Consider the following 23,737-nt stretch of genomic DNA (forward strand, 5'->3'; position numbering starts at 1 on the left):
GAGGCCGTCGTGAGACGAGTGCGCCCTGGGGCGGCGGCGTCCCGCGGCGGTGCCGCCTCCCGGGCGGGTGGTCCGGCTTCCCGCGCGGCGGGCGAGGAACGGGCTCTGACGAGTGTCGCGGCCGGTGACACCTACAAGGGCGAGAAGCCGGCCGACCAGCCCCGGCTGTGGCATGTCACGCTGAGCGTCTCGGGTGGTGAGGCCCCGCTGAAGGAGGTCAGGCGTGCCCTCGAACAGCTGGCCCACGACCACCCGTTTCTGCTGACCAGCCGCTACGCCAACGACCACGCGGAGATCCGCTACTGGGAAGAGGCCCGCGACCTGCACGACGCGGCGGCCGTCGCCCTGCGCCTGTGGGGCGAGCACCGCCAGACCGCCAAGCTCCCGCCCTGGGAGATCGTGGGCCTGGAGGTCATCGACCGCGAGACCTACCACCAGCGGATCGCGGAGGGGTATGGCCCACTTCCGGCCACTCCGGTGGGAGTCCATCCCTTTTGACCCTGTCTCGGGGTGTGGGACAGCCGCTGGACGGGTCCGTCCGGCGCACTACCCTTCCGATATGACCACGCTCTCGCCGTACGACTCGATGTCCCCGGTCACCCAGGCCGCCTACCGCGCCAAGGCCGCCGCCGCCGATCTCGCCCCCCTGCCGCGGGCCGAGAAGGACGACGCGCTGCTCGCGATCGCGGACGCGCTGGAGGTCCGTACGAGCGAGATCGTCGCGGCCAACGCCAAGGACATCGCGCGCGCCCGCGAGGCCGGCACCAGCGAGACCGTCATCGACCGGCTCACGCTCACGCCCGAGCGCGTGCGTGCCATCGCCTCGGACGTGCGGGACGTCGTCTCGCTGCCCGACCCGGTCGGCGAGGTCGTGCGCGGCTCGACCCTCCCGAACGGCATCGACCTGCGCCAGGTCCGCGTCCCGCTCGGCGTCGTCGGGATCATCTACGAGGCCCGCCCGAACGTCACGGTCGACGCCGCCGCCCTCTGCCTGAAGTCCGGCAACGCCGTCCTGCTGCGCGGCTCCTCCTCGGCCTTCGAGTCGAACACCGCCCTGGTCCGGGTGCTGCGCGACGCCGTGGGCGGCGCCGGACTGCCCGCCGACGCCATCCAGCTGGTGCCCGGCGAGGGTCGCGAGTCGGTGCGCGAACTGATGCGCGCCCGCGGTCTGGTCGACGTCCTCATCCCGCGCGGCGGCGCCTCGCTGATCCGCACGGTCGTTCAGGAGTCCACCGTCCCCGTCATCGAGACCGGCACGGGCAACTGCCATGTGTACGTCGACGCGAACGCCGACCTCGACATGGCGATCGACATCCTGATCAACTCCAAGGCGCAGCGGCCGAGCGTCTGCAACTCCGCCGAGACGCTCCTCGTGCACCAGGACATCGCCCCCGAGTTCCTGCCGCGCGCCCTGGACGCCCTCGCGGACGCCGGGGTCACCGTGCACGCCGACGAGCGCGTCCTCGCCTATGCCAAGGACTCCAAGGCCACCGTCGTCGAGGCCACGCCCGAGGACTGGGAGATCGAGTACCTCTCGTACGACATCGCCGCGGCCGTCGTCGACTCGCTCGACCGGGCCGTCGAACACATCCGGCTGTGGACCTCCGGCCACACCGAGGCCATCGTCACCACCTCGCAGCAGGCCGCCCGCCGCTTCACCCAACTGGTGGACTCCACCACGGTCGCCGTGAACGCCTCGACCCGCTTCACCGACGGCGGCCAGTTCGGCTTCGGCGCCGAGATCGGCATCTCCACGCAGAAGCTGCACGCGCGGGGGCCGATGGGGCTGCCGGAGCTGACGAGCACCAAGTACATCGTCACGGGTGACGGACACATCCGGCGCTGAGCCCGCACTCCGCGTGAGCCGCGTCTCGTCAGGCGGATGAATTTCCATACCGTCTGCCCAAAATGACCCCCCAGGTCTACTCTGGATCCGTGCCGGAGGACGTGGGGGGCACGCCGTTCCCTGACGGCTGGGAGCCCGACGACGACCGCGACCGCGGGGGTGCGGACGAAGAGTTCGCCTCCGTGGTCTTCGACGAGGACTTCGTACGTGCGGCGGTGATCCATGAGCCGACCGCCGTCGAACGCCTCCTAGCAGCCGCGCAGGCCCGCGCGGAGGCCTCAGAGGCCGAGGCGCGCCGGGCGCACTCACGGGGTGCCCGCGGCGACGACGAGCGCTACGAGGACGGGTTCGGGCCGGACGGCCCTGGCGACTACGACCATGACCCGGACCTGGACGATCTCGACGACACCGAGATCCTCGAAGGCCGCTACGGAGCGCCGGGCTCGTACGGCAGATACGGCAGGGCCTACGGGAAGCAGGCCCGCTGGCACCGCCCCGTCGCCTGGGTGCTCGCTCTGGTGATGGGCGTCGGCATGGTCGCCCTGGCCTTCACCGCGGTCTACCGGGGGGCCTCCTCGGGCCGCCAGGACCAAGTTCCGCCACCCGCGTCCACGGGCCTCGAACAAGGCCAGGACAAGGTCACCGGCACCGGCCCCTCTGCTTCGGCCGAGTACTCCCATTCGGCCGTGTCCGCGGTTCCCCGAACGCCCTGACACCCATGGCGCCCGCGCCGCCCGTGACGGCCCTTCGAACATTCTGACGATCGCGACGGTCCTTGGCGATCCTGGTGAGAACCTGTCAGAAGTTGTCGTGTACCACGGCGTTTACCTGAGCCCCCGGAGACCTACCCTGAAGGTATGGGCGGGCCTGGAGACCCACCTGAGGGGACACCCGAGGGCGCTCCCGCTGGTGGAGAGGACGAATACCGATCCGTCGTCTTCGACGAGTCGTTCGTCCGTGCTGCCCGCCTCCAGGAGTTCTCCGCGCAGGAGCGGATGGCCGACCACGCCCCGGCCGTACGCCGCCGCCCCACCCTCCAGCGCGGTCTGCCCCGGCAGGCGCTGATACTGGTCCTGCTGATCGCCGTCGCCTTCGGCACCGCGATCTACATGGGCGTGCGGCACCCGTACCAGACCCCGGCAGCCCAGCCGCCCGAACCGCTGCGGATGACCGTCATACCCCTCGCGCCCCAGACCGCCGTGCCGGGGGCCACGAGCGCCGAGGAGCTGTACGCGCACAGCCCGGCCGCCCAGTTCGCCGTCGGCGCCGACGGCATCGCGCTGCCCGCCTACCGGCGCACCGCGCACTTCTCCGACAGCCAGGTCGTGGCCGCCCTGACCACCGCCAAGGACTACCTCGTGAAGTCCTCGCTCGACCCGGAGGTGCTCACGGGCGTCACCAACCGGCCCGTACGGATCCTGCTCGCCCCGCAGCAGCTCGACCAGTTCGACCAGAGCTTCGACCACCCGGCCGCCGACGGACGGCACGCGCCCACCGGCTGGCTGGTCCGTTTCGACCCCACCCGCGCCCAGCTCGCCGACTCCAGGATCAGGGTGCAGGGCACCCTCCAGGCCGCCGAGTTCGACTCCAGCACCCTTGAGGTCGTCGCCGACCACACCTTCGTGTACGCCCTGAAGCCGGCCGGCTCGGACCCCAAGGCGAAGGCCTCGCTGTTCACCGTCCGGCGCGAGCTGCAGTTCCGCTTCGACCGCGACGACCTGCGCATGCACCAGGCCGAGCTGGTCGTCTCCTACGTCCAGGCCGGGCCGCTCGCCTGCTCCGAGGACTCGGTGACCCATCTGCACCCGCTGCTCGCGGGCCAGACGGCGAAGGCGGGCGGCCCGGCCGGCACCGACCCGTATGCGACGGGCAGCGCGACAGCACTGTGCGGCTCACTGGCGACGAGCTCGCAGCCCAGGGTCTGACAGCCGAGGGTCTGGCAGCCGAGGTTCTGCCGGCCGAGGGTCTGGCAGCCCAAGGCCCGACAGCCGAGGTTCTGCCGGCCGAGGGTCTGGCCGTGACCGTCGCGTCCCCGGCTCCCGTGCGCGTCAGTCGTCGTCCTCGGGGGTGCTGTCCCGGGGCGGCTGGTCCTTCGGCGAGGTCCGGTCCTCGGGGGCGGTCCGGTCGTTCGGGGTGCCGCCGGCGAAGCCCCCGAATCCGCGCCGCACTCGCCCGCCGAGGTCACCCGCGCCCCCCGCGATGTCGCTGACCAGCTTCATCAGCGGGTCCTTGGAGTTCTTGACGTCCGTGGCATAGCTCGCGGCCGACTGCCGGAAGGAGTCCGAGACCGAGGTCTCCTTGTCCTCGCTGCGCCGCGGATAGTGACCGTCCATGATCCGCTGGTAGTCGCGGGACTCGGCCCACTTCTTCAGCTCGGCGGCCCGCACGGTGGTGAAGGGGTGTGTGCGGGGGAGGGTGTTGAGGATCTTGAGAACGGAGTCGCGCAGGTCGCCCCCGGCCTCGTACTCCTCGGCCTGCTCGAGGAACGCGTCCACGTTCATCTCGTGCAGGTGATTGCCTCCCGCGAGCTTCATCAGGCCGCGCATCGAGGCCTTCAGGTCCTGCCCGACGAGGAGCCCCGCCCGGTCGGCCGACAGCTCCGACTTGCGGAACCACTCGCGCAGCGCGGTCACGATCGCCATGATCGCGATGTTGCCCAGCGGGATCCAGGCCACCCTGAGCGCCAGATTGGTCAGGAAGAGCAGGATCGTGCGGTAGACGGCGTGACCGGAGAGCGCGTGGCCGACCTCGTGCCCGACGACGGCCCGCATCTCCTCCTCGTCCAGGAGCTCGACGAGCCCGGTTGTCACGACGATGATCGGCTCGTCCAGGCCGATGCACATCGCGTTCGGCTGCGGGTCCTGGGTGACGTACATCGGCGGGACCTTCTCCAGGTCCAGGATGTGGCAGGCGTCCCGCAGCATCGTGTTGAGGTGCGCGAACTGGGCGTCGGAGACGCGCACCGAGTCGGACAGGAACAGCAGCCGCAGGCTGCGCTCGGGCAGCAGGCCGCTCAGGGCCTTGAAGACCGTGTCGAAGCCGCTGAGCTTGCGCAGGGCCACCAGGGCCGAGCGGTCCGCCGGGTGTTCGTAGGTGCGCGAGGAGATCCCCTCGAAGCGCCTGCGCTGCCTGCTCGGCACGTTCTCGTGCCCGTTCTCCTGCCCGTTCTGGTGGTGGCCGTTGTCGGACATGTGTTCCCCCATGCGCGTCTGAGTGCCCTTTGTGCCCCCAAGGCACGGCCCAGCCTAGGCGGAGATACCGTGGACGGGCAGTACAGAGAAGGAGTCCATCACCATGGAGCACATCCCCGCAGCCGCCTGGCTCACCGAAGCCGCGAGCGCGGCAGACAAGCAGGGCCCGGGCAATCTGCTCCGTGTCGTGCTGATCGTGATGATCGTCGGGGTCGGCCTGACGGCCTGGTTCCTGCTGCGCGGGTACAAGCGGGACGACTGACGCGGGGACAGGCGGGACCACTGAGGCGTGTGTCGGCCGGGGAGGCCTGAGCAACCGGCGTCCCCAACGGCGGAGTCGGCGTGATCGCGGCCGAGGACCCCGCATACGATGGACCGACGTCTTTATCCCGCCCACACCGGATAGGTCCTGCCGAGATGAGCTTCCACAGCACCGCTGCACAGTTGGTCACCGTTGCCGCCGAGGGCGAGCAGGGGGGCAACCACGAGAGCCTCAACCCGTTCCTGACCGGCGGCGGCGCACTGTTCGTGCTGCTCCTGCTGCTGTGGATCACCACGCGTTTCAACCGCGACCGCTGAGGCTTTTCGGCCGTTCGGAGCCGTCCCGAAGACCCCTGTCGGGCGGAGCCCGTCGACCGGGCCGGTAGGGTCTGCACGCATGGGAGAGCAGGACATGCCTACCGGTCCGGCGAGTGACACGGAGAGCGGCGCCGTCGGCGGCGCCGCGGGTGACGCGTTCGGCGGCCCGGCGAGAGGCGCGGTGAGCCGGCTGACGACCGGCCCCGGGAACGGCCCCTCGAATCCGGGCAAGCGACGCCTCGGCGTCATGGGCGGAACGTTCGACCCGATCCACCACGGGCACCTCGTGGCGGCCAGCGAGGTCGCCGCGCAGTTCCACCTCGACGAGGTGGTGTTCGTACCGACCGGGCAACCGTGGCAGAAGTCCGACCGGAAGGTCTCACCGGCAGAGGACCGCTATCTGATGACGGTCATCGCCACCGCCGAGAACCCGCAGTTCTCGGTGAGCCGCATCGACATCGACCGCGGCGGCCCGACCTACACCACGGACACCCTGCGCGACCTGCGCGCTCTCAACCCCGATACCGATCTCTTCTTCATCACCGGTGCCGACGCGCTCGGCCAGATCCTCACCTGGCGGTACGCGGAGGAGTTGTTCTCCCTCGCGCACTTCATCGGAGTCACCCGGCCCGGTCACACCCTGACCGACCCGGGCCTGCCCGAGGGTGGCGTCTCGCTGGTCGAGGTTCCCGCGCTGGCCATCTCCTCCACAGACTGCCGTGCGAGAGTCGCCAAGGGCGACCCCGTCTGGTATTTGGTGCCGGACGGTGTGGTGCGCTACATCGACAAGCGCGAGCTGTACCGCGGCGAGTGAGGCGAGTGAGCCGAGAGGGGCACCGGTGAACGACCGATACGACGGATACGCGGGCGGCGACCAGTACGAGCTCGTCGGCTACGACGAGTTCGGGCAGCCTGTGTACCGGCAGGTGCAGCCCCAGCAGCCCCAGCAGGGCTACGACCCGTACGCACAGCCGCAGCAGCCCCAGCAGCACCAGGGCTACGGCTACGACCCCTACGCGACCGGCGCGGGGGGCTATGACACCGGTCAGCAGCAGCCCGTGTCCTCGTACGACACCGGTCAGCAGACCGCGGTCCCCGGCTACGACCCCTACGACCCGTACGGATCCGGCGCGTCCGGCGCCGCCGGGACGACGACGTCGTACGACCCCTACGGGCAGACGGCACAGACGACGCAGTCGGCGCACACGGGTCAGACCGGGCAGGCTGGTCAGGTCGGGCAGACGGGGCGGGCCGGGCAGCCGGGCCAGTCCCGGAGCGGGACCGGCGCCGCGGGCACGAGCACCGGGCAGCAGCCGCGGGTCGCCGAGCAGACCGCCTACATCCCGCAGCAGGCGCGCCCCTCGGAGGAGAACGCGCCCCGGGCCGACCGGGACTACCGCACCGAGCAGTTCGCCTTCGTCGAGGAGCAGGAAGCCGAGCCCGAAGACGTCATCGACTGGCTCAACTTCACCGAGAACCGCACCGAGCGCCGCGAGGAGGCCAAGCGCCGCGCCCGCAGCAGGGTCGTCGCCCTGGCCGTGGTGCTCGCCCTGGTCGTGGTCGGCGGCGTCGGCTACCTCTGGTACGCGGGGAAGCTGCCCGGCACCTCCTCCGGCGGCAAGTCCGCCGCGACGACGGCCACGGGTGCCCAGAACCGCGATGTGATCGTCGTCCACCTGCACAACACGAAGGGCGGCGGCACCTCCACGGCGCTGCTCGTCGACAACACCACCACCAAGCAGGGCACCACCGTCCTGCTGCCCAACACCCTTGCCCTGACGGACGACAGCGGCTCGACGACCACGCTCGCCAAGTCGGTCGGCGACGACGGCTCCTCCGGGACCCGGGACGCGATCGACACGGTGCTCGGGACCAACATCCAGGGCACCTGGCGCCTCGACACCCCGTACCTCAGCAACCTCGTCGACCTTGTCGGCAACATCGACCTCACCACCAACGCCGATGTGCCGGACCCCGATGCGAAGAAGAAGGGCGAGGCGCCCCTCGTGAAGAAGGGCGAGAACCAGACCCTCAGCGGCAAGACGGCCGTCGCCTATGCCACCTACCGGGCCTCCGGCGAAGCCCAGAACGCGCAGTTGGAGCGGTTCGGACAGGTCATGCAGGGCGTGCTGCGCAAGCTGTCCTCGGACAAGCAGGCCGCGACCACCACCGTGCAGACCCTGGCGCAGATCCTCGACCCCTCGCTGACCGACCAGGACCTCGGTGCCTTCCTCGCCAAGCTCGCCGACCTCGCCAAGGGCGGCGACTACAAGACGGCACTGCTGCCCGTGCAGCAGGACGGCACCCTGAGCGAGAGCGCCACCAACAGCGTGGTCAAGGACGTCCTCGGCGGCACCGCCAAGAGTCCCGACGCCGGCGCCGCCGTCCGTGTCGGCATCAAGAACGCCACCGGGAACAAGGACGCCACCGAGAAGGCCCGCGTCGTCCTGGTCAACGGCGGCTACACCTTCCTGGACTCCGGCACCGCCGCCACCGCGCAGAGCGTGTCCCAGATCACGTACACCGATGCCGCCAGGAAGAGCGACGCCATCGAGGTCGCGAAGACCCTCGGCCTGCCCACCAGCACCGTGAAGAAGGGCAGTGGCTCGTCCAACGCGGACGTCTCGGTGGTCCTCGGCCAGGACTACAAGGTGACCACCTCCACCGGGTGATCACGGCGACCACTCCACTGGGTGATCACGGGGAGTGGTCGCGGGTCACCCTCCGGAGCGGTCGGCGCCACGTTCCGGGGCCCTCGGGACGTGGCCACGGAAACGCGTGGGGTGCCGTCGGCGGTCCGTGAGACCCTTGAGTCATTACTGACCGCCGACGGAAAGCCGCGTAGTGACCGCCACGGACCGCTCCATCGAGCTCATCACCACCGCCGCGCAGGCGGCCGCCGACAAGCTCGCGCACGACATCATCGCCTACGACGTCAGCGACGTTCTCTCGATCACCGACGCCTTCCTGCTGGCGTCCGCCCCCAACGACCGCCAGGTCAAGTCGATCGTCGACGAGATCGAGGAGCGGCTGAACAAGGAGCTCGGCGCCAAGCCGGTGCGCCGCGAGGGCGACCGCGAGGCCCGCTGGGTACTGCTCGACTACGTCGACATCGTGGTGCACGTGCAGCACAGCGAGGAGCGTGTCTTCTACGCTCTGGAGCGGCTGTGGAAGGACTGCCCGGAGCTTGACCTGCCTGCCGACGCCAAGGCCACCCGCGGCAAGGCCGCCGAGCACGCCAAGCTGCAGGCCGAGGAGGACTCCGCCGAACTCGGGGAGCTGCGGTGACCGCGGCGGGGGCCGACGCGGCCAGGGCATCCGCCACGGGTGACGCCCAGGCGCAGCGACAGCCGACCGTCTCGGGCGTCGAGGCCGGGACGAAGCCGGGCCGCGGTCGCCGCATCATCCTGTGGCGGCACGGCCAGACGTCCTGGAACGTGGATCGCCGCTTCCAGGGCACCACGGACGTCGAGCTCACCGAGACGGGCCTCGGCCAGGCCCGCCGCGCCGCCCGGTTGCTCGCCTCGCTGAAGCCCGACGCGATCGTGGCCTCGGACCTCCAGCGCGCCGCGAACACGGCCGCCGAGCTGTCCACGCTCACCAGCATCGACGTCATCCACGACGAGGGCCTGCGCGAGACCTACGCGGGCGTCTGGCAGGGGCTGACGCACGAGGAGATCATCGCCCAGTACGGCGACGAGTACGCCGCCTGGAAGCGCGGTGAGCCGGTGCGCCGCGGTGGTGGCGAACTGGAGACCGAGGTCGCCGACCGCGCCGCCCCCGTGGTGCTGCGCCACGCCGACAAGCTTCCTGAGGACGGCACCCTCGTGGTGGTCAGTCACGGCGGCACCATCCGCACCACCATCGGGCGCCTGCTCGGCCTGGAGTCCCGGCACTGGGAGAGCCTCGGCGGCCTCTCCAACTGCTGCTGGTCCGTCCTCGGAGAGGGCGCGCGGGGCTGGCGGCTGCTCGAGCACAACGCCGGCACACTGCCGGAGCCGGTGCTCGGCGACGACGACTGAGCGGCCCCCTGTCCGGTCCCGGGGGCCGGGCGGGACCGGATTTCACTTTCTGGCAGGTCGCAGGCTAAAGTTCTTCTTGTTCGCCCCGCCGGGCGGGAAGAACACAAGGGGCTATAGCTCAGTTGGTAGAGCGCCTGCATGGCATGCAGGAGGTCAGGAGTTCAATTCTCCTTAGCTCCACAGATCGACTCTATTGAGTTGTCAAAGATCAGCACAGATCAGTGATGAGAATCCCGTTCCTTTCGAGGGGCGGGATTTTTTCATGTCCCCCAGGATGTCGGTGACATGGGCGACATCGGTCCCAGGGATGCAGTGGCCGCTTCGAGTGACGGTGGCCACAACCGCCCCCGCCGCTCGCGCAGGACCGCCAGCCCCTTGCGCGCCTTCTCGTCGTCCGGGGTGTAGGCGACGATCCGGCACTCCGGCATCCCGTCGATGGACAGTGACACCGAGGTCATCCGCAGCTCGCCCACCGCCTCATGGCGGAACGTCTTCACGCGCGGTCCCGGCGGGAGGACGTCCCCGCCCGCCCACAACTCGGCGAAGCGCAGGCTGGCGGCCGACAGCCCGCGTATGTAGTCCTCCCAGGCGGGCTCGCCGACATGTCTGCCGTACGCGGAGCGCAGCGTCGCCACCATCAACGGCAGTTCGCTGTCCCGGAACACCACGGGGCAGTCGGGCTCGGGCACGGTGAACAGGGTCCACAGCACGTTGGGAACGCCGATGTCGAGCGTCTGCGGCACGAAGAACAGGTCCCGGTAAGGGGGGTTGGCGGCCAGGATGTCGTACCGCGAGTTGTAGACCGCCGCCGGGCGCGGATCGAGGGCGTCGATGATGCCCTGGATCTCCGCGCTCACGGTCTGCGCGGGGAGCTCCGGCTCGGACTCGTAGGGCACTTCGGCCAAGTGGTACAGATGCTCCCGCTCGGTCTGGTCCAGGCGCAGGGTGCGCGCCACCGCGTCCAGGACCTGAGGAGAGGCGTTGATGGGGCGGCCCTGCTCCAGCCATGTGTACCAGGTCACACCGACCCCGGAGAGCTGCGCGACCTCTTCGCGGCGCAGCCCCGGCGTGCGGCGTCGGAAGCCCGGGGGCATTCCCACGTCGGCGGGTGTCACCCGCGCCCGCCGGCCGCGCAGAAAGCCGGCCAGCTCCGGCCTGCGACGCTGTGTCGTGTTCATCGGCTTCACTTCCCCCGTCTTCCATCGTCCGCGCCGAACCCGACCGCTGCCAGGTGCTGTCAGTACCAGCATCGGCGGGCTCTCGGCACCCGTATCCGGCCGCCGCCAGGCTCGGAGCCATGACGACGACAACCCCCGCGGGCCCAGGTCCCGCAGCGGATTCAAGTCCTGAGACCAGTAAAGCCCCCGGCACTGACAATCGCCCCGGACGGCTGCTCGCGGTCGTGCTCACAGCCCAGTTCATGGCACTGCTCGACGTTTTCATCGTGAACGTCGCCGTGCCCACGATCGGTTCCGAACTCCACGCGTCCGGCGCCGGAATGCAGTTGGTGGTCGCCGGATACTCCATCGCGTACGCCGTACTGCTGATCACCGGCGCGCGCCTCGGCGACCTGCTCGGCCACCGTCGTGTCCACCTCGCCGGGCTCGCGCTGTTCACCGCGGCCTCGCTGGCGTGCGGACTCGCAAGGGGAACCGGGGAGTTGATCGCCTTCCGGCTGGTGCAGGGCGCAGGTGCGGCCGTGATGATCCCGCAGGTGCTCGGCCTGATCCAGCGCCACTTCACCGGCGAGGCCCGGGCCCGTGCCCTCGGCGTGTACTCCGCCGTCGTCGCGACGGGAGCCGCGGCCGGACAGGTGCTCGGCGGTGTCCTGGTCAGCGCCGACCTGTTCGGCACCGGCTGGCGGCCGGTGTTCCTGGTCAACGTGCCCGTGGGCCTCGTACTCCTGGCCGTCGGCCACCGCGTCCTGCCACGGGACGCCGCGGGAGCCGTGGAGCGCTCACGCGGCCTCGACCTGCCGGGCCTCGTCCTGCTCGGCGCCGCCGTGTCGCTGCTCACCGTGCCGCTCGTGCTCGGTCAGGAGGAGGGCTGGCCGCTGTGGTCCTGGCTGTCGCTCGGCGCGGCCGCGGTCCTCTTCACCCTTTTCTGTCTGTACGAGTCCCGGCTCGCCCGGCGGGGTGGAGCGCCGCTGATCTCACCCCGGGTGCTGCGCCACCCCGGCATGGGCCTCGCGGTCTTCCGCCTGCTCGCGGTGATGGCGGTCAACGCGGGCTTCCTGTTCGCACTGACCCTGCACGTTCAGGGCGGGCTCGGGTACAGCGCGCTGCGCGCCGGACTCACCTTCGCGCCGACCGCGGTGGTCTTCGGCCTGGTCGGTCTGACCTGGCGCAACTGGCCGGCCGCTCTGCAAGGTGTCCTGATCCCCGTCGGCTTCGTCATCGCCGCCGTTTCCGTGGCCGGCGTCGGAGCCGTGCTGAAGGGCGGGGGCGACGGCGGTCCCTGGCTGTATGTGGCGTTCGCGGGCGTGGGGACCGGCCTCGCGCTGGGCTTCAGTCCCACGCTGACCAGGGCTCTGGCCACGGTGCGGCCCGAGGACGCGGCGGACGCGAGTGGACTGCTCGCGACGGTCGCCCAGCTCGGTCAGCTGATCGGTGTCGCGACCTTCGGCACACTCTTCTTGAACCGACTTGAGTCACTTGGGGCTCCGGGGGCGTATACCTCTGCGGACGCGCTCCTCATGTGCACGTATGCGCTGGCCGCGACGGCCACGTCGGGTGCCGTGTCCGGACTGGTACGAAGGCGTCGCTGACCGTATTGCTCCGGCCGTGGCAGAATCAAACGGCCGGAAGGGGGCGCGGCCCGACGGGAGGGAGAAGCGATGCCTGCGAGCATCCTCGAGGAGGTCGACGATCTCCTCGACGTGGCACAGACACGTAGAAGAGCCACTCTCCTCGACTGTCCTTCCTGCGGATCGGTCCACGTCGCCCAGGTCCTCGGCGACAACGGCGGGATCTTCTACGTGTGCACGGCCTGCGGCCACAGCTGGAGCTGATCGATGGGTGCACACAGGCGGAAGTGCGATTGGTGCGGCAGTGGTACGCCGATCGTCCGCGACATGGAGCCGGTCAACCACGACTACCAGTACTGGTGTGAGGAGTGCGCGCGGGCGCTGATCATAAAAGGCGACCCGATCGAGACGTACCGTGAGCTGGAGGGCGAGCCGATCTACGGCCGGCTCCTCGACGAGCACTGCACGCTCAAACGGTTCTATTCGTTCGCCACAGCCTGACCCCGGTCAGGGTCAGGAAGACGAGACCGGCTCCTTCGTAGAGGGCCGACAACGTCAACTGGGCGCCCGTCTGTTGCAGTTCGAGCCGTCCCGGGCCGTGTGGCACCCACCACAGCGCGTACGAGCAGAAGACCAGCGCCGTACCGACGACGGTCACCAGCGCCGCACCGACGGCGGCCGCCCGGCCGCGCGTGCCGAGGACCAGCACCATCGGCACGCACCACACCCAGTGGTGCGACCATGACACCGGACTGATCAGCAGCGCCGTGACCGCGCAGACGGTCACCGCCCAGGCGCGCCGCCCGCGCAGCTCCGCCGCCACGGCGGCCCCGAGGCCCAGGGAGCCCACCACGGCCGCCGCGGCGACCCACCAGAGGCCCGGCTGAGTGGTGTGCAGCAGCCGGGCCAGTACCCCGCGCAGCGACTGGTTCGCGGTGTCCTCCACGAGCCCGACCCGGCCCGTCTCGAAGACCATGCGGCTCCAGAAGCGCCATGAGTCGTACGGCAGGGCGGAGGCCGCCAGCAGGGTTGCCCCGGCGAACGTGACGGCCGCCCCGCGCGCGTGCCGCAGCCAGGGGCCTCCGGGGCCCCGCCGTGCGTATGTCACGACACCGGTGACCAGCAGGAACACCGCGAAGAGCGCCGGTGTCAGCTTGACCGCCGCCGCGAGTCCGATGCCCACTCCGGCCCAGCGGTGCCAGGGCCGCCGCGTCAGGTCCCACAGCACCAGCACTCCGAGCAGCAGATTGATCTGCCCGTACCGCACGGTCGTCCACACCGGCTCGCACCACACGGCCGCCGCGGAAGCCCACCAGACGCTCTCCACGCGCGCGTGGTCGACGAGCCGTAGCGAGAGGGCCACGAACACCACAAGAAGGGCCAGATTTCCGGCCGTCGCCAGGGTCCGCACGGCCGACGTGTCCAGCAGCGTCAGCGGCGTGAACAGCAGCGCCGCGAACGGCGGGTAGGTGGTCGGCAGATGGGCCTCGGTCGTACGCAGCGCGTAGAGGTCGCCGCCCGCGCGGACGGTCTCGCCCTCCGCCCGGTACACCATCAGGTCGATCATCGACACGTGCGCGGCACGCTGCGCCCACCAGAAGGCGGCGAAGGACAACAGGCACGCCCCCAGGGCGACGGGCGCACGGCGGCGGACACGGGGGAGCGCGATCACGGTCACGAAGGCCGACACTATCCCTCATGTCCGCATTGTCCGTGCGGCACGGAATCGATTTGGTGGTCCACGGGGAGGACCGTGTAATGTTGGCGTCGCCGCCGGGGAAACCGGGCGACACGGTCGATATGCGGCTTCGCCGCATGGCCACGAGGGGCTATAGCTCAGTTGGTAGAGCGCCTGCATGGCATGCAGGAGGTCAGGAGTTCAATTCTCCTTAGCTCCACAAATATTGAAGGCGGGTCACCCGGTCAGGGTGACCCGCCTTCGTCGTGTTCAGCGGCCGCTGCCGAGCGCCCGACGGCCACGACGCTGGGAGAGGACCGGCAGGTTGTTGCGTGCCGGGGCGGAGGAGCGGGTGTCCTCCTCGATGCGCAGGGCGAGCGCCGGGCAGCGGCGTACGGCCCGCAGCGCCTTCGCCTCCGCGTACCGGGGCACCTGGGCCTGCGCGACGGTGGGGAAACCGTCGGCGCCCAGTTCGAAGACCTCGGGAAGGATGTCCGCGCACAGGCCGTGACCGCGGCACAGGGTCCAGTCGACGTAGATCTTCTGGCGGCTGGGGCCCGCCTCCTCGACCGCCTGGCCGCCGGGGATGCCGGTGGGGAGCTGACCGCCCTCGAAGAGCGGCAGAACGCCCTCCACGGGCCTTCCGCAGCCATTGCCGAGGACATGGGCGGCCAGGTCGTCCGTGAACGCCTTGATGGTCGACTCGATGAACATCGCCGAACCGTCGGGGTGCGAGCAGGCGCCGCGTCTCTTCACGGCCTTGGCGACCTGCTTCACGGCCTCCAGGGCGGCCGGTCCGCCGCCGTTGAGGATGTCCTCCAGGCCGCGCGCCGCGGCGGGCAGGCCGAGGTAGCAGGGACCGCACTGTCCCGCGCTCTCCTCGGCCAGCCACTGGGCCACCCGGAGCGACTCGCCCAGCGGGCACGTCTCCTGGGTGATCGGGAGGATCGCGCCGGCGCCGAGCGCGCCACCCACCGCGTCCAGGGAGTTGCGCGAGACGATCGCCTCGTTGACCGTCGCCGCGTCCAGCCACTTGCCGTGGTAGCCGCCGGTCAGCACGCCCTGCGGCATCGGCGGGGCGCCGGCCAGCTGGAGCACGTAGCGCAGCGGCACGCCCGTGGGGACCTCGATCACCATGGGGCGGGCGACCGCGCCGGAGATGGTGAGCATGACGGTGCCGGGCTCGTCGTACAGACCGGTGTTGCGGTAGCGGTCGGGGCCGATACGGGCGGCGATGGCCAGCTGCGCGTACGTCTCGGCGTTCGACAGCAGGGTGGGCGCGCCGCCGACGCCGCTCTGCGACGCGCTGATCTTGCGGCCCGGCGGGATGGCCGGGCCGCCGTCGATGGAGCGGATGAGCGAAGCGGCCGCTCCGGTCACCATCCGCACCGGATTGCGCTGCACACGCGCGCGGAGCGGCGATCCGCGCCGGTCGCTCAGGCCGCGCTCAGCCAGCGCGGCCTCCATGGACCGCTGGGTCGACTCACGGGTCACCCCGATGACCAGGGTGCGGGCGCCCATGGCCTCCGCGGCCAGCAGGGCGCCGTCCAGGATGAGGTGCGGGGCACGGTTGATGAGCACCGTGTCCTTGCGGCAGGCGGGTTCGTCCTCACTTCCGTTGACGACCACGACGGGTCGGATGCCCTTGCTGATGGCCGACTCGGCGACCGAGCGCAGTTTCTTGGCGAAGGGGAAGCCCGCGCCGCCGCGGCCCTTCAGTCCGATGGCCTCGGCGAGGCCCGCGAGCTGTTCACCGCCCATCGGCTCGAGCGGCCCGTGCACCTTGAGGTGCATGGGCAGATCGAGCCGTTCAACCAGGTCGAAGCCCGACGTGAGCTGCGGAAGTCCGACGACGCGGACCTCCGGGACGTCGGGCAGGGCCTCGTTCACTTAAAGCCTCCGGAAGGAGCGTTCCATGGTTCACCGGAGCCAGGAGCGTCGAAGGCGCCCGGCAGTACGTCAGGCGTGGGACCGCTGTCGTACGTGTCGTTGGTGTTGTACGTACCGAAGGCGGGGTTCGTCTCACCGTTGTTGTACACATCACTCGTGACGTACCCGCCGGTGGCCGAGTTGTCATAGACGGGGATGTTGTATCCCGTGTCGGCGAGCGGGTCGTACGCGGAGCGGGGTGCCTCGCCGACCGGCGGCGGCGAGGGGATGGGCCAGCTGCCCGACGTGCTGCCGCCGGCGTCGGCGCGGGGGAACGTCTCCGTCGGCTGCATGTCCATGGGCATCTGGATGCGCTCGGTCGGGGCCGCGCCGGGCGTGCCCGAGACGGCCCGGTAGGCGGCCGCGAAGCCGGACTTCGCGTCCGCGGCAGCGGCGGGGTCGACCGGGGTCTGGTACAGCGACTGCTCGGGGGACGGCGTGCGCTGCGGGGGTACGAAGGGGGCGCCCGAGGACTGCTGCGCGGGGCGTGGGGCGAAGCCCGGCAGGGAGTTCTCCGACAGGGCGGCACGGGACGCCGTCAGGTCCTCGCGGGCCATGCGGCCACCGGCACCGCCGCCCTCGCCGAGGATCGCCAGGATCCGGTCGGCGACCTTGCGCTTGAAGGGGTGGGGAGCCGCACGCAGGGCGAGGGCCGCGCCGACCGCGACCAGGCACAGCTCGTAGGACACCATGAAGAACGGCTTCGCCGCCCGTCCCGCGAAGAGACCATGGATCAGCGCCGCGCACAGTGCCGGGTACGCCAGCATGTGCATCGCGCGCCAGCGCGCCGCGACGGGTGCCGGAGCCGCGAACTGGTTGCGCAGTGCGCCGGTGATGCCCACGAAGATCATGAGCAGCCCGGCCAGGGAGCCGAGGCCGATGAGTCCGGCGCTGCCCTTGACGCCCAGACTGAAGGGGATCAGCGCGGCGATCAGGACGGTGTGGTCCAGCGCCAGTTTGATGGTGATGTGCACCAAGAGGAACGCGATCGAGCCGACGGCCGTCACCCGGTGGATGCCCTGTGCCACGATCCGCTGACGCGTGTTGAGGATGAGCCGGTCCTGGGCGATGAGGCCCCAGATGACCGAACACGTGAGGGAGACGAGCGACAGGACGCCCGCACCGAAGTTGAGGAAGTCCTGGACTCGGTTGCCTCCGGCCAGCACGACCACGGGTATGAGCAGCAGGACGGCAGCCGTCGCCACCCCGTAGGCCGAGCGGCCCGGTCGGGGAAGCGTGCTGCCACTGCGACGAGGGTTCATAGGGGGTTACTCCCAACGGTTCGGGGAAGCGGTCCCGAAGCCGAACTCTAAGTCGAGCCATACCGATGGGTACGAGGTTTGAGTTATTGCGTTGTTATCAAACCGCGACCAAGCCCTTGTGTTGTCCCGTAGCGTCCCCTTACGCGAAGTAATATTTGAATATTGTTCAGTTTTTTTTGGCGTGATTGTGACGAGCGGCACGGCGTGTCTGCCCCGTCCAAAGCTCGTCGCGGCGCGCGCAGGGGCTGCGGTACCCTGACGCCATGCGTGCCGTACGCCTTCTGCTTAGCGAGCCGCGCTGATCAGTCCCGACCACTGTCGACCCGTGGTCGGAATCGGCGCGGCGTCCCCTCCTGTGCGAGGGGATTTTTCATTTCCGAGCCGCTGGCAGAGACGATCGATGGAGCTTTGAGGATCATGAGCGAGACGAACCCCGCTGCCGCCTCCGAGGTGGCAGCGCCGCACCGCTACACGGCCGCGATGGCCGCTGAGATCGAGGCACGCTGGCAGGACTTCTGGGACGCCGAGGGCACGTACGAGGCGCCGAACCCCAGCGGTGACCTGGCGGGCGACCCCGAGCTGGCCGCCAAGCCCAAGAAGTTCATCATGGACATGTTCCCGTACCCCTCGGGAGCGGGTCTGCACGTCGGCCACCCCCTGGGCTACATCGCCACCGATGTATTCGCCCGGTTCCAGCGCATGACGGGCCACAACGTTCTGCACACCCTGGGCTTCGACGCCTTCGGCCTGCCCGCCGAGCAGTACGCCGTACAGACGGGCACCCACCCGCGCGTGTCCACCGAGGCCAACATCGAGAACATGAAGGCCCAGCTGCGCGCGCTGGGCCTGGGTCACGACAAGCGCCGGTCGTTCGCCACGATCGACCCGGAGTACTACAAGTGGACGCAGTGGATCTTCCTGCAGATCTTCAACTCCTGGTATGACGACGAGGCGGACAAGGCCCGTCCGATCTCCGCGCTGATCGCCCAGTTCGAGAGCGGCGAGCGCGCCGTACCGAGCGTTGACGGCGCCACGCGCGCGTGGAACGAGCTGGCCGCCGACGAGCGCGCCGACGTCCTGAGCGAGTACCGACTGGCGTATGCCTCCGACGCGCCCGTCAACTGGTGCCCCGGGCTGGGCACGGTGCTGGCCAACGAGGAGGTCACCGCCGACGGCCGCTCCGAGCGCGGGAACTTCCCCGTCTTCAAGGCCAAGCTGCGCCAGTGGAACATGCGCATCACGGCGTACGCCGACCGGCTGCTGGACGACCTGGAGGCGCTGGACTGGCCCGAGGCGATCAAGCTGCAGCAGCGCAACTGGATCGGCCGCTCCGAGGGCGCCCGCGTCGACTTCCCGATCGACGGCGAAGCCATCACGATCTTCACCACGCGCCCGGACACCCTGTTCGGCGCCACCTACATGGTGCTGGCGCCCGAGCACCCGCTGGTCGACAAGTTCGTCCCCGAAGCCTGGCCCGAGGCCACCCACGAGGTGTGGACCGGCGGTCACGCCACGCCCACCGAGGCCGTCGCCGCCTACCGTGCGCAGGCCGCCTCCAAGTCCGACGTCGAACGGCAGGCCGAGGCCAAGGACAAGACCGGTGTCTTCACCGGCGCCTACGCGACCAACCCGGTCAACGGCGAGCAGGTCCCGGTCTTCATCGCCGACTACGTCCTGATGGGCTACGGCACCGGCGCGATCATGGCCGTCCCGGCCGGCGACCAGCGCGACTTCGAGTTCGCGCGCGCCTTCGAGCTGCCGATCCGCTGCATCGTCGAGCCGACCGACGGCCGCGGCACCGACACGTCGACGTGGGAGAACGCCTTCGCGTCGTACGACGCGAGGATCATCAACTCCTCCAACGACGACATCGCGCTGGACGGCCTGGGCGTGGCCGAGGCGAAGGAGCGCATCACCGAGTGGCTGGCCCGCAAGGGCATCGGTGAGGGCACCGTCAACTTCCGTCTGCGCGACTGGCTGTTCAGCCGCCAGCGCTACTGGGGCGAGCCCTTCCCGATCGTCTACGACGAGGACGGCGTCGCGCACGCGCTGCCCGAGTCGATGCTGCCCCTGGAACTGCCGGAGGTCGAGGACTACTCGCCGCGCACCTTCGACCCGGACGACGCGAACACCTCTCCCGAGACGCCGCTGTCCCGCAACGAGGACTGGGTCAACGTCACCCTGGACCTGGGTGACGGCCGCGGCCCGCAGAAGTACCGCCGCGAGACCAACACCATGCCCAACTGGGCCGGTTCCTGCTGGTACGAGCTGCGCTACCTGGACCCGCACAACGACCAGAAGCTGGTCGACCCGGCCATCGAGCAGTACTGGATGGGCCCGCGCGAGGGCCAGCCGCACGGTGGCGTCGACCTGTACGTCGGCGGCGCCGAGCACGCCGTGCTGCACCTGCTGTACGCGCGCTTCTGGTCGAAGGTGCTGTACGACCTGGGGTATGTCTCCTCGGTCGAGCCGTTCCACAAGCTGTTCAACCAGGGCATGATCCAGGCCTTCGTGTACCGCGACAGCCGCGGCATCGCGGTGCCGGCCGCCGAGGTGGAGGAGCGCGACGGCGCGTACTACTACCAGGGCGAGAAGGTCTCCCGACTGCTGGGCAAGATGGGCAAGTCCCTGAAGAACGCGGTCACTCCGGACGAGATCTGTGCCGAGTACGGCGCGGACACCCTGCGCCTGTACGAGATGGCGATGGGCCCCCTGGACGTGTCGCGGCCGTGGGACACGCGCGCGGTGGTGGGCCAGTACCGGCTGCTGCAGCGGCTGTGGCGCAACGTCGTCGACGAGACCACGGGCGAGGTCACGGTCGTCGACACCCCGGCCGACGAGGACACCCTGCGGGCGCTGCACAAGGCGATCGACGGCGTGCGCCAGGACCTGGAGGGCCTGCGCTTCAACACCGCCATCGCCAAGGTCACCGAGCTGAACAACCACCTGACCAAGACCGGCGGCCCCGTGTCGCGCACGGTCGCCGAGCCCCTGGTGCTGCTGGTCGCGCCGCTGGCCCCGCACATCGCCGAGGAGCTGTGGCGCAAGCTGGGCCACACCGACTCGGTCGTCCACCAGGACTTCCCGGTGGCCGACCCGGCGTACGTCGTGGACGAGGCCGTGACCTGCGTCGTGCAGATCAAGGGCAAGGTCAAGGCGCGCCTGGAGGTCTCCCCGTCGATTTCCGACGCGGAGCTGGAGAAGATCGCGCTGGCCGACGAGAAGGTCGTCGCGGCGCTGGACGGCGCGGGTATCCGCAAGGTGATCGTGCGGGCGCCGAAGCTGGTGAATATCGTCACGGCGTAGCTGCTTGCCCCGGTCCGGCACGGATCGGCGGCTTGGCTAGGGGTAGTCCCCTACGGGCAGGTTCGGGGTTCTTCTGGAACTCCGGACCTGCCCGTTGCGTTTACCGTTGAAGAGTGACGCGGCGGTTGCCGCGACGTCCGGAGGAGGAGCGTGGTGGAAGCCGTGATCACAGTTGTCGCCCTGCTCTTCCTGCTGTTCGTGGTGCTGGGCGCATACGCCACCGTGAAGGTGATCGGCGCCGCCAAACGCGGTGTGGACCGCACGATCTCCCAGGCCCGCCGCACGGTCGAGGACACCACCCTGCGTGCCAAGACCTTCACTCAGCCGGGCCCGGCGGGCGAGATCGCCCAGCTGAGGCTGACGCTGCGCACCTCGATGCGGGCCACGCAGGACGCGCTGCACTCGGGCGTGGCCGAGGACGAGTCCCTGAAGGAGTCCCTGGGGCTGTTCGAGCGGCTCAGTGTGCACGGGCGTGAGCTGGACGACGAGCTGAGGCGCCTGGAGAGCGAACCGGACAAGAGGACGCTCTCCACGCGGCTGCCCGAGCTGCGCGAGCGCACCGAGCGGATCACGCAGTCCGCGGACTCGCTGCGCTGGGCCGCGCGGGACCGGGCCCGCCGGTTCGCAGCCGACGACCTGGATTCGCTGAGTGAGCAGATCGACGTCGAGGCGGGCGCCCTGCGGCACTGGACGACCACGCCGGGGCCCACGGCCTCCTGGCCCGAGGCACCGGCACCGGACACGGCCACTTCCAGCGGCCAGACCTGGCCGGAGCCCCCGCAGTCCCGCCCGGCCGACGAGCCGCCGCGCTCCGCCATCACCCCGCCGGGACAGCGGCCCACCTACCCCTGGCAGAAGAAACCCCGTCCCGAGAGCACGACTTGACCCGACCTAGACCGCAGGTGAAAGGGGCCGGGCTGCCGTCCGCGCTCCCCGGCAGGTAACCTCCAGCTCATGTCCCGCCATGTCGCGATCGTCACCGATTCAACGGCCTACTTGCCGCCCCGGACGATGGAGCGCCACGGCATCACCGCGGTGCCCCTGACCGTGGTTCTCGGCGATCAGGCGCTCGAAGAGGGCACCGAGATCTCGGCCCGCTCCCTGGCGCAGGCACTCCAGAAGCGGCGCTCCGTCACCACGTCCCGGCCAAGCCCCGAGGTCTTCGCCGCGGCCTACCGCAGGGTCGCCGAGTCGGGCGCTACCGACATCGTCTCGCTCCACCTGTCCGCCGAACTCTCCGGCACATACGACGCCGCCGTCCTCGCGGCCCGTGAGGCCCCGGTCCCCGTGCGGGTGGTGGACACCGGGATGATCGCGATGGCCCTCGGGTTCTGCGCACTGGCCGCGGTCGAGTCCGCGGAGGCGGGGGGCACTGTCGACGAGGCCGTCGCGGCCGCGGAGAAGCGGGCCGCCGGCACCTACGCGTACTTCTACGTCGACACACTCGACTATCTGCGTCGTGGCGGCAGGATCGGCGCCGCGCAGGCGCTGTTGGGCTCCGCGCTCGCGGTGAAGCCGCTGCTCCAGCTCGACGGGGGGCGGATCGAACCTCTGGAGAAGGTACGGACGGCGTCCAAGGCGATCGCCCGGCTCGAGGAGATCGTGGCCGAACGCGCGGGCAGCGCCCAGGTCGACATCGCCGTCCACCATCTCGCCGCCCCCGAGCGGGCGTCCGCCCTCGCGGACCGGTTGCGGGCGCGGGTGCCGGGCCTGGTCGATCTGCATGTGAGCGAGGTCGGTGCGGTGATCGGGGCGCACACGGGCCCCGGGCTGCTGGGGGCCGTCGTCTCGCCTCGATGAGGCCGAGGAATTCGGCGGTGGCGGAGTGGGGGCGCCTGCGTCTGATGGGATTACTGCGTCTGATGCGTCTACTGGGCCTGGTGTGACTCGTGTGGGTGACGGACTTATCCACAACTGGGTAGTTTTCCCCGGGATTTGAGCAAGATCATCGCGAGGGCGGAGAGTTGCCCGATCCTCGACGCATGGCACTTCGATCACGCTCACGCACCGCCACACCGACCAGCGGCCCGGGCCGCGGACCCGTCTCCGACGGCCGCACCCGCCATCGCCGCCATCGCTCGCCAAGCCGCGCAGGCGCAGGTGTAGGTACAAGCGCAGGTACAGATACAGGTACAGGCGCCCGCGCCCGACGCCGCGATGCCTCGGCCGAGGCGCTCCGCCTGCGTGCGCAGGCGCTCTTCTCTGAAGGGCCTGGCACACAAGGGGGGTTGGGGGACGGGCCGCCGGGCGTGGACCGGGATGTGGGAGGCCCAAGGGGGAGCACCTCGGCGGGGGTCGGGGGCGCCGTCGTTCGGGGAGGTGGCGGCTCTTCGCTCACCGGGGTCCTGGACCGTGACGAACCGAGCCCGAGCCCAGGCGCGCGTGCGAGTGCGGACGACCGTGCCGAGCGCGGCGCTCCCGTGCCCGGTGCAACGGCGGCATGGCGGGAGCGGACCGGGCTCGCCGTGCGGGAGCGGATGCCGTTGTGGCTGCAGTCGAGGTGCGGTCTGGAGCGCAGGAGTGTGACCGCACTCGGTGTGCTGCTGGTTGTCGCCGTGGTCTTCGCCGTGCAGCAGTTCTGGAGTGGCAGGACGCAGTCGGTGCGGGCTCCCGAGGTGGTGCGGGCAGTGGCGCCGTACGGCGGGCAGAGCGGCGCGGTGGAGCGGAAGTCGGCGGAGCCGGGAGGCTCGGCCGGGGCGCCGCCGAGCCCGGCCGGCTCGACCGGTTCGACCGGGACCGCGATCGTGGTGGACGTCAGCGGCAAGGTGCGCAGTCCCGGGCTGCAACGACTGCCGGCCGGGTCGCGGGTCGAGGACGCGCTGCGGGCCGCGGGTGGGGTGCGACCGGGTGCGAACACCGAGGGGCTCAACCGGGCCCGCCTCCTGGTGGACGGCGAGCAGGTCGTGGTGGGCGCCCCCGCCGCCGTGGCTGGACCGGTCATGGGTGGCGGCTCCAATGCCACCGGGATCGGCGGGTCCGCTTCAGGAGCGGTTCCTTCGGCTCCGGTCTCGCTCAGCACGGCCACCGTGGACCAGCTCGACACCCTGCCGGGCGTCGGTCCCGTTCTCGCCCAGCACATCATCGACTACCGCACCCAGCACGGCGGCTTCCGCTCGGTCGACGAGCTCCGCGAGGTCAATGGAATCGGCGACGCGATGTGTCAATGCTAATCTATGGA

General features: G+C 70.4%; 22 protein-coding genes and 2 tRNA genes. 19 read left to right on the forward strand and 5 right to left on the reverse strand.

Annotated elements, in window-relative coordinates:
- Positions 1-18: 18 nt before the first annotated feature.
- The 4 genes from ACFVWD_RS11075 to ACFVWD_RS11090 all read left to right on the forward strand — a co-directional run bounded on the left by ACFVWD_RS11075 (position 19) and on the right by ACFVWD_RS11090 (position 3,771).
- On the forward strand, positions 19-498 hold the full coding sequence (locus ACFVWD_RS11075) for a hypothetical protein (RefSeq protein ID WP_389595394.1): 480 nt from the start codon (positions 19-21) through the stop codon (positions 496-498).
- 61 nt (positions 499-559) lie between these two features.
- The gene (locus ACFVWD_RS11080; protein ID WP_389595188.1) at positions 560-1,846 is read left to right on the forward strand and encodes a glutamate-5-semialdehyde dehydrogenase; all 1,287 of its coding nucleotides are present in this window, start codon (positions 560-562) and stop codon (positions 1,844-1,846) included.
- 62 nt (positions 1,847-1,908) lie between these two features.
- Positions 1,909-2,559: a hypothetical protein gene (locus ACFVWD_RS11085; RefSeq protein ID WP_389595190.1), complete on the forward strand. Its 651-nt coding sequence runs from the start codon at positions 1,909-1,911 to the stop codon at positions 2,557-2,559.
- Between the two features lie 144 nt (positions 2,560-2,703).
- The gene (locus tag ACFVWD_RS11090) at positions 2,704-3,771 is read left to right on the forward strand and encodes a hypothetical protein (RefSeq protein ID WP_389595192.1); all 1,068 of its coding nucleotides are present in this window, start codon (positions 2,704-2,706) and stop codon (positions 3,769-3,771) included.
- Between the two features lie 123 nt (positions 3,772-3,894).
- Here the strand turns inward: ACFVWD_RS11090 and ACFVWD_RS11095 are convergent, their stop codons facing one another.
- Positions 3,895-5,037, reverse strand: coding sequence for a M48 family metallopeptidase (locus ACFVWD_RS11095; protein ID WP_389595193.1), 1,143 nt, complete (start codon positions 5,035-5,037; stop codon positions 3,895-3,897).
- A 103-nt stretch (positions 5,038-5,140) separates the two neighbouring features.
- Here ACFVWD_RS11095 and ACFVWD_RS11100 point away from each other — a divergent pair, with 103 nt between their 5' ends.
- From ACFVWD_RS11100 to ACFVWD_RS11130, 7 genes are all read left to right on the forward strand, one after another.
- Positions 5,141-5,299: a hypothetical protein gene (locus ACFVWD_RS11100; protein ID WP_168491460.1), complete on the forward strand. Its 159-nt coding sequence runs from the start codon at positions 5,141-5,143 to the stop codon at positions 5,297-5,299.
- A 155-nt stretch (positions 5,300-5,454) separates the two neighbouring features.
- Positions 5,455-5,616 (forward strand): hypothetical protein, encoded by a 162-nt coding sequence (locus tag ACFVWD_RS11105; protein WP_095854717.1) that lies wholly within the window; start codon positions 5,455-5,457, stop codon positions 5,614-5,616.
- Between the two features lie 79 nt (positions 5,617-5,695).
- Positions 5,696-6,430, forward strand: a complete 735-nt coding sequence (nadD, locus tag ACFVWD_RS11110; RefSeq protein WP_389595195.1) for a nicotinate-nucleotide adenylyltransferase — start codon at positions 5,696-5,698, stop codon at positions 6,428-6,430.
- A gap of 25 nt (positions 6,431-6,455) precedes the next feature.
- On the forward strand, positions 6,456-8,288 hold the full coding sequence (locus tag ACFVWD_RS11115) for a LytR C-terminal domain-containing protein (RefSeq protein ID WP_389595197.1): 1,833 nt from the start codon (positions 6,456-6,458) through the stop codon (positions 8,286-8,288).
- A 172-nt stretch (positions 8,289-8,460) separates the two neighbouring features.
- The gene (gene rsfS, locus ACFVWD_RS11120) at positions 8,461-8,904 is read left to right on the forward strand and encodes a ribosome silencing factor (protein WP_168491454.1); all 444 of its coding nucleotides are present in this window, start codon (positions 8,461-8,463) and stop codon (positions 8,902-8,904) included.
- A gap of 113 nt (positions 8,905-9,017) precedes the next feature.
- Complete coding sequence (locus tag ACFVWD_RS11125) at positions 9,018-9,638, forward strand: histidine phosphatase family protein (protein WP_389595396.1); 621 nt, start codon at positions 9,018-9,020, stop codon at positions 9,636-9,638.
- A 107-nt stretch (positions 9,639-9,745) separates the two neighbouring features.
- Positions 9,746-9,818: transfer RNA gene (locus ACFVWD_RS11130), tRNA-Ala, on the forward strand.
- A gap of 80 nt (positions 9,819-9,898) precedes the next feature.
- Here the strand turns inward: ACFVWD_RS11130 and ACFVWD_RS11135 are convergent.
- Entirely contained in the window at positions 9,899-10,816 is a 918-nt protein-coding gene (locus tag ACFVWD_RS11135) for a helix-turn-helix transcriptional regulator (RefSeq protein ID WP_389595199.1), read from the reverse strand.
- Positions 10,817-10,935: 119 nt separating this feature from the next.
- Between ACFVWD_RS11135 and ACFVWD_RS11140 the strand changes: the two genes are divergently transcribed.
- The 3 genes from ACFVWD_RS11140 (at position 10,936) to ACFVWD_RS11150 (ending at position 12,885) form a co-directional block, all read left to right on the forward strand.
- Positions 10,936-12,405 carry an MFS transporter gene (locus ACFVWD_RS11140; RefSeq protein ID WP_389595201.1) on the forward strand — a complete coding sequence of 490 codons (1,470 nt, stop codon included), beginning with the start codon at positions 10,936-10,938 and terminating at the stop codon, positions 12,403-12,405.
- A gap of 69 nt (positions 12,406-12,474) precedes the next feature.
- Positions 12,475-12,648, forward strand: a complete 174-nt coding sequence (locus ACFVWD_RS11145; RefSeq protein ID WP_389595203.1) for a hypothetical protein — start codon at positions 12,475-12,477, stop codon at positions 12,646-12,648.
- 3 nt (positions 12,649-12,651) lie between these two features.
- Positions 12,652-12,885, forward strand: a complete 234-nt coding sequence (locus ACFVWD_RS11150; RefSeq protein WP_010986886.1) for a hypothetical protein — start codon at positions 12,652-12,654, stop codon at positions 12,883-12,885.
- On the opposite strand, the gene ACFVWD_RS11155 is transcribed toward ACFVWD_RS11150, so the two are convergent.
- On the reverse strand, positions 12,854-14,062 hold the full coding sequence (locus ACFVWD_RS11155) for a glycosyltransferase 87 family protein (protein ID WP_389595205.1): 1,209 nt from the start codon (positions 14,060-14,062) through the stop codon (positions 12,854-12,856). The two genes, ACFVWD_RS11150 and ACFVWD_RS11155, sit on opposite strands and share 32 nt — an antisense overlap.
- 147 nt (positions 14,063-14,209) lie before the next feature.
- On the opposite strand from ACFVWD_RS11155, the gene ACFVWD_RS11160 reads away from it, so the two are divergent.
- Positions 14,210-14,282, forward strand: a tRNA-Ala gene (locus ACFVWD_RS11160).
- Positions 14,283-14,332: 50 nt separating this feature from the next.
- Here ACFVWD_RS11160 and ACFVWD_RS11165 read toward each other — a convergent pair.
- Together ACFVWD_RS11165 and ACFVWD_RS11170 are read right to left on the reverse strand one after the other, a co-directional pair.
- Complete coding sequence (locus ACFVWD_RS11165; protein WP_067370006.1) at positions 14,333-15,952, reverse strand: NADH-quinone oxidoreductase subunit NuoF family protein; 1,620 nt, start codon at positions 15,950-15,952, stop codon at positions 14,333-14,335.
- Positions 15,949-17,253, reverse strand: a complete 1,305-nt coding sequence (locus ACFVWD_RS11170; RefSeq protein ID WP_389595207.1) for a cytochrome b/b6 domain-containing protein — start codon at positions 17,251-17,253, stop codon at positions 15,949-15,951. The genes ACFVWD_RS11165 and ACFVWD_RS11170 overlap by 4 nt, the downstream gene beginning before the upstream one ends.
- Positions 17,254-17,670: 417 nt before the next feature.
- Between ACFVWD_RS11170 and leuS the strand changes: the two genes are divergently transcribed.
- The 4 genes from leuS (at position 17,671) to ACFVWD_RS11190 (ending at position 23,729) form a co-directional block, all read left to right on the forward strand.
- On the forward strand, positions 17,671-20,559 hold the full coding sequence (leuS, locus tag ACFVWD_RS11175; RefSeq protein ID WP_389595209.1) for a leucine--tRNA ligase: 2,889 nt from the start codon (positions 17,671-17,673) through the stop codon (positions 20,557-20,559).
- Positions 20,560-20,712: 153 nt separating this feature from the next.
- A complete protein-coding gene (locus ACFVWD_RS11180; RefSeq protein ID WP_389595211.1) occupies positions 20,713-21,444 on the forward strand; it encodes a hypothetical protein in 732 nt (243 codons plus the stop codon).
- 69 nt (positions 21,445-21,513) lie between these two features.
- Complete coding sequence (locus ACFVWD_RS11185; protein ID WP_389595213.1) at positions 21,514-22,359, forward strand: DegV family protein; 846 nt, start codon at positions 21,514-21,516, stop codon at positions 22,357-22,359.
- 182 nt (positions 22,360-22,541) lie between these two features.
- Positions 22,542-23,729 (forward strand): helix-hairpin-helix domain-containing protein, encoded by a 1,188-nt coding sequence (locus tag ACFVWD_RS11190; protein WP_389595215.1) that lies wholly within the window; start codon positions 22,542-22,544, stop codon positions 23,727-23,729.
- Positions 23,730-23,737 lie beyond the last annotated feature (8 nt).

Source organism: Streptomyces sp. NPDC058086 (genome assembly GCF_042885015.1).
GTDB lineage: Bacteria > Actinomycetota > Actinomycetes > Streptomycetales > Streptomycetaceae > Streptomyces.